This window comes from Flavobacterium sp. TR2 (genome assembly GCF_025252405.1).
Taxonomy (GTDB): Bacteria; Bacteroidota; Bacteroidia; order Flavobacteriales; family Flavobacteriaceae; genus Flavobacterium.
The window spans coordinates 3,477,112-3,489,823 of the sequence record NZ_CP104307.1 but is presented as its reverse complement, the minus strand read 5'-3'; the positions used below and the strand labels follow the sequence as shown (position 1 = coordinate 3,489,823).

The window sequence follows — 12,712 nt, the reverse complement described above, 5'->3', positions numbered from 1 at the left end:
TCTGAAACTTTATAAATTCAAAAAATTACCATTCAATTTCTTTCAATCCTTTAGATTTTAAAAATTCATTTGTTTGGCTAAAATGTTTATTTCCAAACCATTTACCTTGATTAGCACTCATTGGCGAGGGGTGTCCAGATTCCAAAACAAAATGCTTTGATCTATCAATTTTTGATCCTTTTTTCTGGGCAAAACTTCCCCATAATAGAAAAACAACATTTTTTTTCTTATCAGAAATGGCTCGAATCACTGCATCTGTAAAAAGATTCCATTTTAAATGTTTATGACTATTTGGACTATCCTTTCTAACGGTCAGAGACGCATTCAAAAGTAAAACACCTTGACGAGCCCAGTTTTCAAGATTACCAGAAGTTGGCATAAAGATAGAATCAAAATCAGTATTAATTTCCTTGAATATATTACGCAATGAAGGCGGTATCTTAACATTATCATTTACAGAAAAACTTAGACCACTGGCCTCTCCTTCCCCATGATAAGGATCTTGTCCGATAATCACAACTTTCAAAGCTTCAAAACTGCAATTATCAAAAGCAGAAAAAATCAATTCTGCAGGAGGGTAACAGGTATGAGTGTCGTATTCTTGGTCAAGTGCAATCATTAATTCCTTAAAATACGGTTTTTCGATTTCATCCTTTAAAACAATCTGCCAGTCTTGAGCTAAATTAATTTCCATTTTATAATTTTTACTACAAATTACGCAAAGTTTTCTTCAAACTACCAATTATTAGTGCGGTTAAGTTTTTAAAACTTTGTAACTTTGAAATCTTTACAATTTACGATATATAATGATATCTATTACAGAAAAAACGTTACAAGACTTACAATTTCCAACCGTTCTCGAAACCATTTCAGATGGCTGCAATACCGATATTGGAAAAGAAAAGGCTTTACAAATAAAACCATTTAGAGATAAAGAAGAATTAATGCAAGCTTTGATGCAGACATCAGAGTATGTGTCTTCTTTCCAAAATAATAATGCAATTCCGAATCATGGATTTGATGCTATAACGCACGAAATTAAGTTTCTTGCCATCGAAGACAGTTTTCTTGAAGTAGGAAGTTTTAGAAAAATCGCCAATCTTTCTTTAACAACAAATGTCCTATTGAATTTCTTGAAAAAGTTTGATGATTATTATCCAAACTTAAATGCAAGAGCTTCTCGCGTAGAATTAACCAAAGACATTATAACTGCAATTGACGCAATTGTAGACAAATATGGAGAAATAAAAGACAATGCTTCTCCTGCACTAGCTGGAATTCGCCAAAACATGAATTTGGTTCGCGGAAAAGTGAATCAAAGCTTTGGCGTGGCTTTAACTCAATACAACAGTTTAGGATATTTAGACGATATCAAAGAGAGCTTTGTGCAGAATCGTAGAGTTTTAGCGGTATTGGCTATGTATCGCAGAAAAGTAAAAGGTTCAATTTTAGGAAGTTCTAAAACTGGAAGTATTGCTTATATCGAACCTGAAGCTACTCTAAAATATTCTAGAGAATTAGCCAATTTGGAATATGAAGAAAAGGAAGAAATTACGAGAATTTTAAAGAATTTATCCAATGTAATTCGCCCTTATCTTCCTTTGTTAGTTGAATATCAAGACTTTTTGAGTGATATCGATGTGGTTGCCGGAAAAGCAAAGTATGCAAATCGCATTAACGGAATTTTGCCTGCCATTACAGAAGAAAGAAGATTGTTTTTTAGAGAAGCGTATCACCCGATTTTGTATTTGAATAATAAACAAAAACAAGAAGTTACGCACCCGCAGACCATTGAACTGAAACAAGAAAATCGAATAATCGTAATTTCTGGCCCAAATGCTGGAGGAAAAACAATTTCCTTAAAAACGGTTGGTTTGTTGCAATTAATGCTGCAGTCTGGAATTTTGATTCCAGTTCACGAAAGAAGTGAAACTTTCTTATTTGATAGAATCTTGACAGATATCGGTGATAATCAATCTATTGAGAATCACTTGAGTACCTATTCATATCGTTTAAAAAACATGAATTACTTTTTAAAGAAATGTAATCGAAAAACCATGTTTTTGATTGATGAATTTGGTACAGGTTCTGACCCAGAACTCGGTGGCGCCTTGGCTGAAATTTTCTTAGAAGAATTTTATCATCGTGAAGCTTTCGGAATTATCACAACACATTATGCAAATTTAAAAATACTTGCAAACGAATTACCATACGCAACCAACGCAAACATGATGTTTGATGAAAAGACTCTTGAACCAATGTACAAACTGGCTTTGGGTCAGGCAGGAAGTTCTTTTACTTTTGAAGTTGCTCAAAAAAATGGAATTCCGTTTGGATTGATTAATCGTGCGAAAAAGAAAATTGAAGTTGGAAAAGTTCGTTTTGATAAAACAATCGCGAATCTTCAAAAAGAAAGATCGAAACTTGAAAAAACTTCTCTCAATTTGAAAGAAGAAGAAACTCGTGCGCGTGAGGAGAGTAAAAAGATGGAAACCATCAATACTAAGATTCAGCAAAAACTGGAAAGCTATCAGGAATTATACGATAGCAATCAGAAGATTATATATATAGGACAAAAAATTGATGATATTGCTGAGAAGTACTTTAACAACAAAAATAAAAAAGAACTTATTGGCGAGTTTTTGAAAATCGTTGAAATTGAAAATTCAAAACGCAAAAAAGCAACTCCAAAAGAGGTTAAAGCTAAAGTTGAAAAACAAAAAGAGATTATTGCTGAAGTACAGGTAAAAGTTGAAGAAATTCGAAAAGAGAAAAAAGAGAAAAAACTTAAACCTGTTGTAGAAAAACCAAAACCTATTTTAAAAGTTGGTGACCGAGTAAGAATGCTTGACGGAAGATCTGTTGGAAGCATAGACTTAATCGAAAAAAATAAAGCAACTGTAAATTATGGCATTTTTACTTCGAAAGTAAGTTTGGATGAACTGGAATTGGTTGAGGCTGTAAAAAAATAACTTTTCAGTCTCAATTGCAGTTTTTCAGCCTTGAAAAATGGCTAAAAAACCTAAAAATTAAAATAAAGCGATTTAAGAAACGATTTTTAAAAATACGCAAAAGAAGATTGCTAATTTTTAAAAAGCTATTTAAAACGATTTGTAGAGGTTGTTTTTGATTTATTAAATTTATTAAAATTTAATTTTAAATAAATTTTATCAATACATCTTTTCTTTTCTCATTTTTGTCATTTCGAGGAACGAGGAATCTCCGCAAGTAGCTCCGCAAACTATTTCCAATCAATACGGAATTTTGTCGCGGAGATTCCTCGTTCCTCGGAATGACAAACTAGAAAAATTCGTTAAACTCGAAACAAAGAAATTAAAATGGAAGACCTTCCAAAAAATAAAAAAATAGTTCTTTTTGACGGAGTCTGTAACCTCTGCAATTCTGCTGTACAGTTTATTATCAAACACGACCGAAAAGATATTTTTAGATTTGTCGCATTGCAATCTGATTTAGGAATTTCGATTTGTAAACATCTAGGAATCAGTTTTTCAAAGATGGACAGTATTATTTTATACAATCCTGGAATAGCATATTTTTATAAATCTTCTGCAGTTATTGAAATAGCTAAAAATTTTGACGGTCTTTGGAAACTAAGTCCAATTTTTAGAATCGTACCAATTTTTATCAGCGACAGAATTTACGATTACATTGCAAAGAACAGATACAATTGGTATGGCAAAAAAGAGAGCTGCATGATTCCAACCCCTGAGCTAAAATCTAAATTTCTTTAAATTTTCAATTTCTTAAATTCCAAAAACACACTTTACTTAAAATATATTCAATTCAAACCTAACAGTTTTTTTTTGAGCATATAATTCAAATAAAAATCCCAAACTCCGATAAATTTGGAATTTGGGATTTTTTATTGAAATTATCAGGTACTATTATCTGATTAATTTTCTGTATTTCAAACGTTTTGGAGTTAAGTCACCGCCAAGACGTTTCTTTTTATTTTCTTCATAATCAGAGAAACTTCCTTCAAAGAAATAAACTTCAGAATCTCCTTCAAACGCTAAGATGTGCGTACAAATTCTGTCTAAGAACCATCTGTCGTGTGAAATAATTACTGCACAACCCGCAAAATTCTCCAAACCTTCTTCTAGTGCACGAAGCGTATTTACATCCAAGTCGTTTGTAGGCTCATCCAGTAAAAGTACGTTTCCTTCTTCTTTCAAAGTCATTGCCAAGTGCAGACGGTTACGCTCACCACCTGAAAGCATTGATACTTTTTTGTTCTGCTCGCCACCGCCAAAATTGAAACGCGATAAATAAGCTCTTGAATTTACTTGCTTACCTCCCATCATAATCAACTCCTGACCATCGGCAAAGTTTTCCCAAATTGATTTGTTCGGATCAATATTTGCGTGCGATTGATCTACGTAGGCAATTTTTACAGTATCACCAACAGTAAATTCTCCACTATCAGTTTGCTGTTCGCCCATTATCATTTTGAAAATAGTAGACTTACCAGCACCGTTTGGCCCGATAATTCCAACAATACCCGCTTGCGGCAAAGTAAAATTCAAATTATCGTATAATAATTTATCGCCAAAAGCTTTAGCGACATTTTTTGCTTCAATAACATTTGTTCCTAAACGAGGACCATTTGGAATGTAAATCTCTAATTTTTCATCCAATTGTTTTTGATCTTCATTTAATAATTTGTCGTAGTTCTGCAAACGTGCCTTTTGTTTTGTCTGACGACCTTTTGCACCTTGGCGAACCCACTCCAACTCACGCTCTAAAGTTTTTCTTCTTTTAGAAGCCACTTTTTCTTCTTGAGCCAAACGGTTTGATTTTTGATCCAACCAAGAAGAGTAGTTTCCTTTCCACGGAATACCTTCTCCTCTATCTAACTCAAGAATCCAACCTGCCACATTATCAAGGAAATAACGGTCGTGTGTTACGGCAATTACAGTACCTGAATATTGTGCCAAGTGTTGCTCTAACCATAGAACTGACTCAGCATCAAGGTGGTTGGTAGGCTCATCCAATAGCAATACATCTGGCTGTTGCAACAGCAAACGGCATAATGCTACACGACGACGCTCTCCTCCCGAAAGGTTTTTGATAGGTGTATCACCTTCTGGAGTACGCAATGCATCCATTGCGATTTCTAATTTTGTATCGATTTCCCAAGCACCAAGAGCATCAATTTTATCTTGTAATGCCGCTTGACGGTCCATCAATTTATCCATTTTATCTTGATCTTCATAATATTCTGGAAGACCAAATAAGTCATTAATTTGATTGTACTCTTCTAAAACTGCCATAGTCTCAGCTGCTCCTTCTCGAACAATTTCGATAACCGTTTTAGAATCATCAAGAATTGGCTCTTGCTCCAAGTACCCAACTGTATAGCCTGGTTGGAAAACCACATCACCTTGGTAGTTTTTATCAACTCCCGCAATAATTTTTAAAAGCGAAGATTTTCCAGAACCGTTAAGTCCTAAAATACCGATTTTAGCTCCATAAAAGAAACTAAGATAAATATTCTTAAGAACCGGTTTGTCTGCTCCTTGATAGGTTTTACTCAATTTCTGCATTGAGAAAATTACTTTCTTATCGTCTGACATTTGTTTTATTTTTTATTTATATTGTTTATTATCATCAAATTATTCAATCAAAAAAGATTAAACCCTGCCTTTTAAAGCATTGAATACCCAGGCATTAGCAAAAAAACCAACTCCAACAGCACCAAATCCCCAGCCTGAAACATCACTGTACCTAAAGATTCCAAGACCTATAAGTAACAATCCCATAAGCACCATTATTAAAGTAGCCCATCCTAAAATGGTATTTTTATTCATTCCCATAATTGCATAATTATTTTTAACCTGATTAATTTTTAGAAAGGCAAATATCGTGAATTATTACGGCTTAATTAAATATTTTATACAGCATTTCTTTTAACAAATCTGACTGAGGCAAAGCGTTCGCTCCCACACCTTTACTTTTAATATCAATATCGCGTAAAGCGCCAACAATCTGGCTCACTTTTCGCATTGGATAATTTTTTACAGCCAAATCATATTCTTTTAAGAAGTACGGATTAACCCCAAGCGCTGTTGCGACATTTTTAGGGCTTTTATCTTTTAATCCGTGATATTTAAGAAGCTGTACAAAAAAACCGAATACCAAACCTGTAGTCATTACGAGAGGATATTCTTTCGGATTATGTGCAAAATTCTCCGCAATCTTATACGCTTTCAATTGATTGCGTTCTCCAATAGCTTTTCTAAGTTCGAATACATTATAATCTTTACTAAAGCCAATATTCTCTTCAATATGTTCTGCAGTAATCATGGTTCCTTTCGGCAAAATAATCTGCAGCTTTTCTAGCTCATTATTAATTTTGCTCAAATCTGTACCTAAAAACTCAACCAGCATAGCATTGGCTTTGGGATCTATAGTATATTTTTTACCAGCCAAAACACGTTTAATCCAGTCTCCAACCTGATTCTCGTATAACTTTTTACTTTCGTAAACAATGCCTTTTTGAGCTAAAAGCTTGGTAACTTTTTTTCTTTTGTCTAGTGTTTTATATTTATAGCAAAAAACCAAAACGGTGGTCTGCATCGGATTATCGACATACGATTCGATTTTATCGATTGTTCTGGACAAATCTTGCGCTTCTTTTACTATAACAACTTGACGTTCAGCCATCATAGGATAGCGCTTGGCCGTTGCAACAATATCTTCGACTGATACATCTCTTCCGTACAAAACTGTCTGATTAAAGCCCTTTTCTTCTTCAGCCAAAACATTCTCCTCAATATATTCAGACAACTTATCTATATAATAAGGTTCTTCGCCCATTAAAAAATAAATCGGTTTAATATCTCCGGCTTTTATATCATTAACAATTTTTACTACTTCGTCCATTCAAATCTTTTCTTTCAGGTCCAAAATTTCAGGTTCTGTTTCAAAACTTGAAACTTTATCCCGAGACTTCGGGAGAAACCTGAAACTATTTTATATTTTTGCTTTATGCTTAAACTTAATTTCCCAGCTTACACTTTCCGATTCAAAAATAGCGAAAATAAAGTGTCTATTTTTGATGAAATCAGGAAAAAATTTATAATTCTTACGCCGGAAGAATGGGTTCGCCAACACGTTGTTCATTTTCTGATGCATGAAAAAAAATACCCCAAATCACTCATTAACGTAGAAAAAGTTTTAACTGTCAACGGATTACGAAAACGATACGATGTTGTGGTGTATAATCCAGATGGCTCTATACATATATTAGTAGAGTGCAAAGCGCCCGAAGTTAAAATCTCTCAGGCAACTTTTGATCAAATTGCCCGTTATAATATGACAATGCAGGCACGGTTTTTGAAGGTCACAAACGGACTAAACCATTTTTATTGTCAAATGGATTTTGAAAACGAAAAATATGAGTTTTTAAGAAGCCTGCCTGACTATAAGCAAAACCATTAACAAAGAATAAATAACTAAGTACTTTTGGATAAAATAGCAGTTGTAATTTTAAATTGGAACGGAGTAAAATTGCTGGAGCAATTTTTACCATCTGTTATTCAGTTTTCAGAAGGCGCAGCAATTTATGTTGCTGACAATGATTCTACGGATAATTCTGTTGCATTTGTTACAGAAAATTTCCCTACCGTAAAAATCGTAAAAAACTCTGGCAATCATGGTTTTGCGAAAGGCTATAATGATGCTCTACAACATATTGATGCAGAAATTTATGCATTGGTAAATTCAGATATTGAAGTGACGGAAAACTGGCTTGGGCCAATTCTTGACACTTTCGAAAAAGAAAAGCAAACCGCCATTATCCAGCCTAAAATTCTTGATTTTAAAAATAAGGAATACTTTGAATACGCAGGAGCTGCGGGCGGTTTTATCGATAAATATGGCTTTCCATTTTGCAGAGGAAGAATATTCGATACAGTCGAAAAAGATAACGGACAATATAATGATAATATTGAATTGTTTTGGGCTTCAGGCGCTTGCTTTTTTATCAGAAAAAATGTTTACCACGAATTAGACGGTTTTGATGAGAGCTTTTTTGCCCATCAGGAAGAGATTGATTTATGCTGGCGCGCCGCAAACGAAGGACATATTATAAAGTATAATTCGCAGTCTGTTGTTTATCACGTTGGCGGTGCAACCTTACAGCAAGGCAACCCGAAGAAAACGTATCTGAATTTTAGAAATTCACTGCTAATGATGGTCAAAAATCTTCCAAAGAAAGGATTATTTTTTGTGATTTTCTTCCGAATGATTTTAGATGGCATTGCAGGTATCCGTTTTCTTACACAGGGCAAATTAGCACATACTTTTGCCATTCTAAAGGCGCATTTTTCATTTTATTGCTTATCTTTAAGCTATCTCAAAAAGCGAAAAGATTTTCAAATGCAGCAATACTATTCGGTAAAAAGCATCGTTTTCCTTTATTATATCAAGAAACAGACCGTATTTAAAGAAATCTTTAACAGTATTCAAAATATTAAAAACTAAATTTGTAATTCAAGTCTAATTAAAATTAAATTTATGAGAAAAATAGTTATCGCACTATCAGTATTAATGGCCCTAACATCATGTGTTTCTAAAAAGAAATATGCTGAGTTGGAAGCTAAAAACAAAGAGACTCAAGATTTGTTAAACTCATGTACTGTAAAATTAAATACGTGCTTAGAAGAAAAAGCTGGATTGGCTGCAACAGCTGAAAGCTACAAACAGCATAATCAAGATCTTATCAATAGTTCTAAAGATTTAACTATCTTAACTACTAAAGGTGCTGAAAACCTTGAAAAATCTCTTGAAAGTTTAAAAGAAAAAGATTTAAAAATCTCTAGACTTCAAGATGCTTTAACTAAAAAAGACAGTGTTACATTAGCATTAGTTACAAGCTTAAAAGGAGCAGTTGGAATCAACGATCCAGACATCGAAATCAATGTTGAAAAAGGAGTTGTATTTATCTCTATCGCTGATAAATTATTATTCAAAAGCGGTAGCTACGACGTAAGTGATAAAGCTAAAACTGTTTTGGCTAAAGTTGCTAAAGTTGTAAACGACAAACCTGATTTTGAGTGCATGGTTGAAGGACACACAGATGATGTTCCTTACAAAAGCAACGGAATTATCTTAGACAACTGGGATTTAAGTGTTAAACGTTCTACTTCTATCGTTCGTGTATTAACAAACGATCTTGGTGTTAACCCAGCTAAATTAATTGCTGCAGGTAGAAGCTCTTACGTACCATTAGTTGCTAATGATTCTGCTGAGAACAAAGCTCGTAACAGAAGAACTCGTATCGTAGTTATGCCAAAAATCGATCAATTCTATGATATGATTGAAAAAGAAATGAAAAAACAAGCGAAATAATCCTTGTTTCACATATTATAAAAACAGAAAAAGCAGGTCAATCGACCTGCTTTTATGTATCCTTAATCTTTTTTTAATAACCAATTAAATATAATTAAGAATAGCATTATCGTTAAGTAACTAACTAAATTTTAACATAATAAAGTTACTCATATTTTTTATACTATTATACTTTTAGTGTATTTTTTTACAAAATATCAATATCACCCTTACCTTCTCTAACTATAACCGGCTCATGCTCAGAAAGATCGATAATTGTTGACCCGACATTATCTCCATAACCACCATCGATTACCATATCAACGAGATGCTGCCATTTTTCAAAAATCAATTCTGGATCTGTGGTATATTCGATTACATCATCTTCATCGCGAATAGAAGTCGAAACAACTGGATTTCCCAACTGACGGACTATTTCCAAAATAATATTGTTATCAGGCACACGAATACCAACAGTTGTTTTCTTTTTAAACTCTTTCGGCAAGCTATTATTTCCAGGCAAAATAAACGTGTAAGGCCCAGGAAGCGCTCTCTTTAAGATTTTAAAAGTCGATGTATTAATCTGACGCACATAATCTGATAAATTACTCAAATCGTGACAGATAAACGAGAAATTTGCTTTTTCTAGTTTTACACCCTTTATTTTAGCAATTTTTTCCAATGCACGCGAATTGGTAATATCACAACCTAAACCGTAAACGGTATCTGTCGGATAAATTACCAAACCTCCATTCTGAAGCACTTTAACCACTTTCGCAATTGCCGCTTCGCTAGGTTTATCTGGATATATTTTTATAAATTCAGCCATTTTGTTTTTGTTTTCAAGTTTATTTTGTTTCAGGTTTCGGGTTTGTCAGGCTGAGCGGAATCGAAACCTTCATTAGTTAAAAAGCTCTTCGACTCCGCTCAGAGTGACAAATGTTTTTGAAACTTGAAACACTTTTTATCCCACAACATCTAATTTAGCAAATCTTAACAACAATTTCTTAATTCCGCCTACCTCAAATTTAATTTCTGCTTTTCGGTCTGCTCCTGCGCCTTCAAGATTTATAACTTCTCCTTTTCCGAAACGTTCGTGCATCACCACATTTCCAACTGTCAATTTACTGTCAAATAAATTCGAATTTCCGCTGCTTGGCGCATTTCCCGAAACAGGTTTCAATTTACGGATATTCAAATCTGGTTTAGGCTCATTGTTAGTAATATGAGCTGGCGGAGTTCCTCCAACAGGTTTGTTTAACCTTAATTTTGATTTATCTACATCGCCAAAAATATCACCATCAATTGGCGATTTATAACGATAGCTCGTTTCAGCTGGAGTCAGATATTCTAAATATTGATCGTCGATTTCTTCGATAAAACGAGAAGGTTCGCTATCAGTCAGTTTTCCCCAACGGTAACGTGACTGGGCATATGTCAAATACGCCTGATGTTCTGCACGAGTCAATGCTACGTAAAACAAACGGCGTTCTTCTTCCAGTTCGCTTCTCGTACTCATACTCATTGCGCTCGGAAACAAATCTTCTTCCATTCCCACTACAAAAACGTGCGGGAACTCCAATCCTTTTGCCAAGTGAATGGTCATCAATGCCACACGATCTTCGTCATTGGTATCTTTATCCAAATCTGTAGCCAAAGCCACATCTTCCATAAATTCAGAAAGAGCGCCTCTTGCTCCATCAATCTCTCTCTGCCCTTCAGTAAAATCTTTAATACCGTTTAAAAGCTCTTCTATATTCTGAATTTTAGCCATTCCTTCTGGAGTAGCATCTTTCTTCAATTCTTGAACCAATCCTGTTTTTTTCGCAACGTGATCCGTCAAGTAAAAAGCATCCTGATTCTGATCGATAACCTGAAAACTCTGAATCATCGTTACAAAATCTTTCAATTTGTTCTTCGTACCGGCATTCAGCTTCAAATCGATTTTATCGATATTCACCATTACCTCCCAAATCGAACGTTTGTAATGATTGGCCGCGATCGTTAATTTTTCTACTGTCGTATCTCCAATTCCACGAGCTGGATAATTGATTACACGAATCAGAGCCTCTTCATCTTTCGGATTCAGAACCAAACGCAAATAGCACAAAACGTCTTTAATTTCTTTACGCTGGTAGAATGACAAGCCACCGTAAATTCTATACGGAATATCACGTTTTCTCAGCGCATCCTCCATGGCACGCGACTGCGCATTGGTACGATACAAAATCGCAAAAGATCCATTATGAAGCTGATTTTGCATTTTTTGCTCAAAAATCGTACTCGCTACAAAACGGCCTTCTTCAGCATCGGTCAAACTCCTATGAACCTTAATTTTTGGTCCAAAATCGTTTGCTGTCCAAACTACCTTATCCAGTTTCGTTTTATTGTGGTCCATAACCGTATTGGCAGCTTCCACAATATTTCTCGTCGAACGGTAATTTTGCTCTAAACGGAACATCACAACACCTTCGTAATCTTTCTGAAAGTTTAAAATATTATTGATATTCGCGCCACGGAAAGCATAAATACTCTGCGCATCATCACCAACCACACAAATATTCTGAAACTTATCAGACAAAGCCCTAACGATCAAATACTGTGAATGGTTTGTATCCTGGTACTCATCAACCAGAATGTAGCGGAAACGGTTTTGATATTTCGCCAAAACTTCTGGAAAACGAGTCAATAATTCGTTGGTTTTCAACAATAAATCATCAAAATCCATTGCGCCTGCTTTAAAACAGCGCTCTACATATTGCTGATAAATTTCTCCCAATCTAGGCTTTTTAGACATCGCATCGGCCTCTATTAGCTCTGGATTGTTAAAATACGCCTTTACCGTAATCAAACTGTTCTTATAAGTAGATATACGTCCTAAGACCTGTTTTGGTTTATAAATATCACGATCCAGCTGCATTTCTTTGATAATCGAAGAAATCAATCGCGCCGAATCCTGAGAATCGTAAATGGTAAAATTAGAAGGATACCCCAAAAGTTCCGATTCTGCACGAAGAATACGCGCAAATATCGAGTGAAACGTTCCCATCCAAAGGTTTTTGGCCTCAGAAGCTCCCACAATATCCGAAATTCTATGCTTCATTTCTCTTGCCGCTTTATTGGTAAAAGTCAGCGACAAAATATTGAACGCATCAATTCCCTGATGCATCAAATAAGCAATTCTAATTGTTAAAACACGGGTTTTTCCCGAACCTGCACCAGCAATAATAATCATTGGCCCGTCTTTCTTTAAAACAGGCGCTCTCTGCGCTTCGTTGAGCTGGTCAATATATTTCTGCATGTAATTTTCTCCTTTTAGGCAAAAATAAGAATTAATGATTTAAAAAGCTACTAAGTT

Annotated in this window: 11 protein-coding genes; 5 read left to right on the top strand and 6 right to left on the bottom strand. The window is 34.7% G+C overall.

What is annotated here, in order from left to right; all coding sequences use genetic code 11:
• Nucleotides 1-25: 25 nt before the first annotated feature.
• The gene (locus N4T20_RS15310) at nucleotides 26-694 is read right to left on the bottom strand and encodes a uracil-DNA glycosylase (protein ID WP_260670003.1); all 669 of its coding nucleotides are present in this window, start codon (nucleotides 692-694) and stop codon (nucleotides 26-28) included.
• A 112-nt stretch (nucleotides 695-806) separates the two neighbouring features.
• Between N4T20_RS15310 and N4T20_RS15305 the strand changes: the two genes are divergently transcribed.
• Both N4T20_RS15305 and N4T20_RS15300 read left to right on the top strand, forming a co-directional pair.
• Nucleotides 807-2,972 carry an endonuclease MutS2 gene (locus N4T20_RS15305; RefSeq protein ID WP_260670002.1) on the top strand — a complete coding sequence of 722 codons (2,166 nt, stop codon included), beginning with the start codon at nucleotides 807-809 and terminating at the stop codon, nucleotides 2,970-2,972.
• A 366-nt stretch (nucleotides 2,973-3,338) separates the two neighbouring features.
• On the top strand, nucleotides 3,339-3,752 hold the full coding sequence (locus N4T20_RS15300) for a thiol-disulfide oxidoreductase DCC family protein (protein ID WP_260670001.1): 414 nt from the start codon (nucleotides 3,339-3,341) through the stop codon (nucleotides 3,750-3,752).
• A gap of 153 nt (nucleotides 3,753-3,905) precedes the next feature.
• Here N4T20_RS15300 and ettA read toward each other — a convergent pair whose 3' ends face one another.
• The 3 genes from ettA to holA form a co-directional block, all read right to left on the bottom strand.
• Complete coding sequence (gene ettA, locus N4T20_RS15295) at nucleotides 3,906-5,597, bottom strand: energy-dependent translational throttle protein EttA (protein WP_260670000.1); 1,692 nt, start codon at nucleotides 5,595-5,597, stop codon at nucleotides 3,906-3,908.
• A gap of 57 nt (nucleotides 5,598-5,654) precedes the next feature.
• The gene (locus tag N4T20_RS15290) at nucleotides 5,655-5,837 is read right to left on the bottom strand and encodes a CAL67264 family membrane protein (RefSeq protein WP_008464023.1); all 183 of its coding nucleotides are present in this window, start codon (nucleotides 5,835-5,837) and stop codon (nucleotides 5,655-5,657) included.
• Between the two features lie 64 nt (nucleotides 5,838-5,901).
• Nucleotides 5,902-6,906 (bottom strand): DNA polymerase III subunit delta, encoded by a 1,005-nt coding sequence (holA, locus tag N4T20_RS15285; RefSeq protein WP_260669999.1) that lies wholly within the window; start codon nucleotides 6,904-6,906, stop codon nucleotides 5,902-5,904.
• Between the two features lie 105 nt (nucleotides 6,907-7,011).
• On the opposite strand from holA, the gene N4T20_RS15280 reads away from it, so the two are divergent.
• The 3 genes from N4T20_RS15280 to N4T20_RS15270 are packed head-to-tail and all read left to right on the top strand — an operon-like array spanning nucleotide 7,012 to nucleotide 9,375.
• Nucleotides 7,012-7,464: a type I restriction enzyme HsdR N-terminal domain-containing protein gene (locus tag N4T20_RS15280; RefSeq protein ID WP_260669998.1), complete on the top strand. Its 453-nt coding sequence runs from the start codon at nucleotides 7,012-7,014 to the stop codon at nucleotides 7,462-7,464.
• A gap of 24 nt (nucleotides 7,465-7,488) precedes the next feature.
• Nucleotides 7,489-8,508, top strand: coding sequence for a glycosyltransferase family 2 protein (locus N4T20_RS15275; RefSeq protein ID WP_260669997.1), 1,020 nt, complete (start codon nucleotides 7,489-7,491; stop codon nucleotides 8,506-8,508).
• A 33-nt stretch (nucleotides 8,509-8,541) separates the two neighbouring features.
• The gene (locus tag N4T20_RS15270; RefSeq protein ID WP_109193363.1) at nucleotides 8,542-9,375 is read left to right on the top strand and encodes a flagellar motor protein MotB; all 834 of its coding nucleotides are present in this window, start codon (nucleotides 8,542-8,544) and stop codon (nucleotides 9,373-9,375) included.
• Nucleotides 9,376-9,562: 187 nt separating this feature from the next.
• Here the strand turns inward: N4T20_RS15270 and N4T20_RS15265 are convergent, their stop codons facing one another.
• The gene (locus tag N4T20_RS15265) at nucleotides 9,563-10,183 is read right to left on the bottom strand and encodes an L-threonylcarbamoyladenylate synthase (RefSeq protein ID WP_125720625.1); all 621 of its coding nucleotides are present in this window, start codon (nucleotides 10,181-10,183) and stop codon (nucleotides 9,563-9,565) included.
• A 135-nt stretch (nucleotides 10,184-10,318) separates the two neighbouring features.
• Complete coding sequence (locus tag N4T20_RS15260; RefSeq protein ID WP_260669996.1) at nucleotides 10,319-12,655, bottom strand: ATP-dependent helicase; 2,337 nt, start codon at nucleotides 12,653-12,655, stop codon at nucleotides 10,319-10,321.
• Between the last annotated feature and the right edge of the window lie 57 nt (nucleotides 12,656-12,712).

Bases quoted from the DNA above. Each gene is read 5' to 3' on its own strand.
- N4T20_RS15300 (WP_260670001.1), top strand. From the start codon at position 3,339: ATGGAAGACCTTCCAAAAAATAAAAAAATAGTTCTTTTTGACGGAGTC.
- N4T20_RS15290 (WP_008464023.1), bottom strand. From the start codon at position 5,837: ATGGGAATGAATAAAAATACCATTTTAGGATGGGCTACTTTAATAATG.
- N4T20_RS15280 (WP_260669998.1), top strand. From the start codon at position 7,012: ATGCTTAAACTTAATTTCCCAGCTTACACTTTCCGATTCAAAAATAGC.
- ettA (WP_260670000.1), bottom strand. From the start codon at position 5,597: ATGTCAGACGATAAGAAAGTAATTTTCTCAATGCAGAAATTGAGTAAA.
- holA (WP_260669999.1), bottom strand. From the start codon at position 6,906: ATGGACGAAGTAGTAAAAATTGTTAATGATATAAAAGCCGGAGATATT.
- N4T20_RS15310 (WP_260670003.1), bottom strand. From the start codon at position 694: ATGGAAATTAATTTAGCTCAAGACTGGCAGATTGTTTTAAAGGATGAA.
- N4T20_RS15260 (WP_260669996.1), bottom strand. From the start codon at position 12,655: ATGCAGAAATATATTGACCAGCTCAACGAAGCGCAGAGAGCGCCTGTT.
- N4T20_RS15305 (WP_260670002.1), top strand. From the start codon at position 807: ATGATATCTATTACAGAAAAAACGTTACAAGACTTACAATTTCCAACC.
- N4T20_RS15265 (WP_125720625.1), bottom strand. From the start codon at position 10,183: ATGGCTGAATTTATAAAAATATATCCAGATAAACCTAGCGAAGCGGCA.
- N4T20_RS15270 (WP_109193363.1), top strand. From the start codon at position 8,542: ATGAGAAAAATAGTTATCGCACTATCAGTATTAATGGCCCTAACATCA.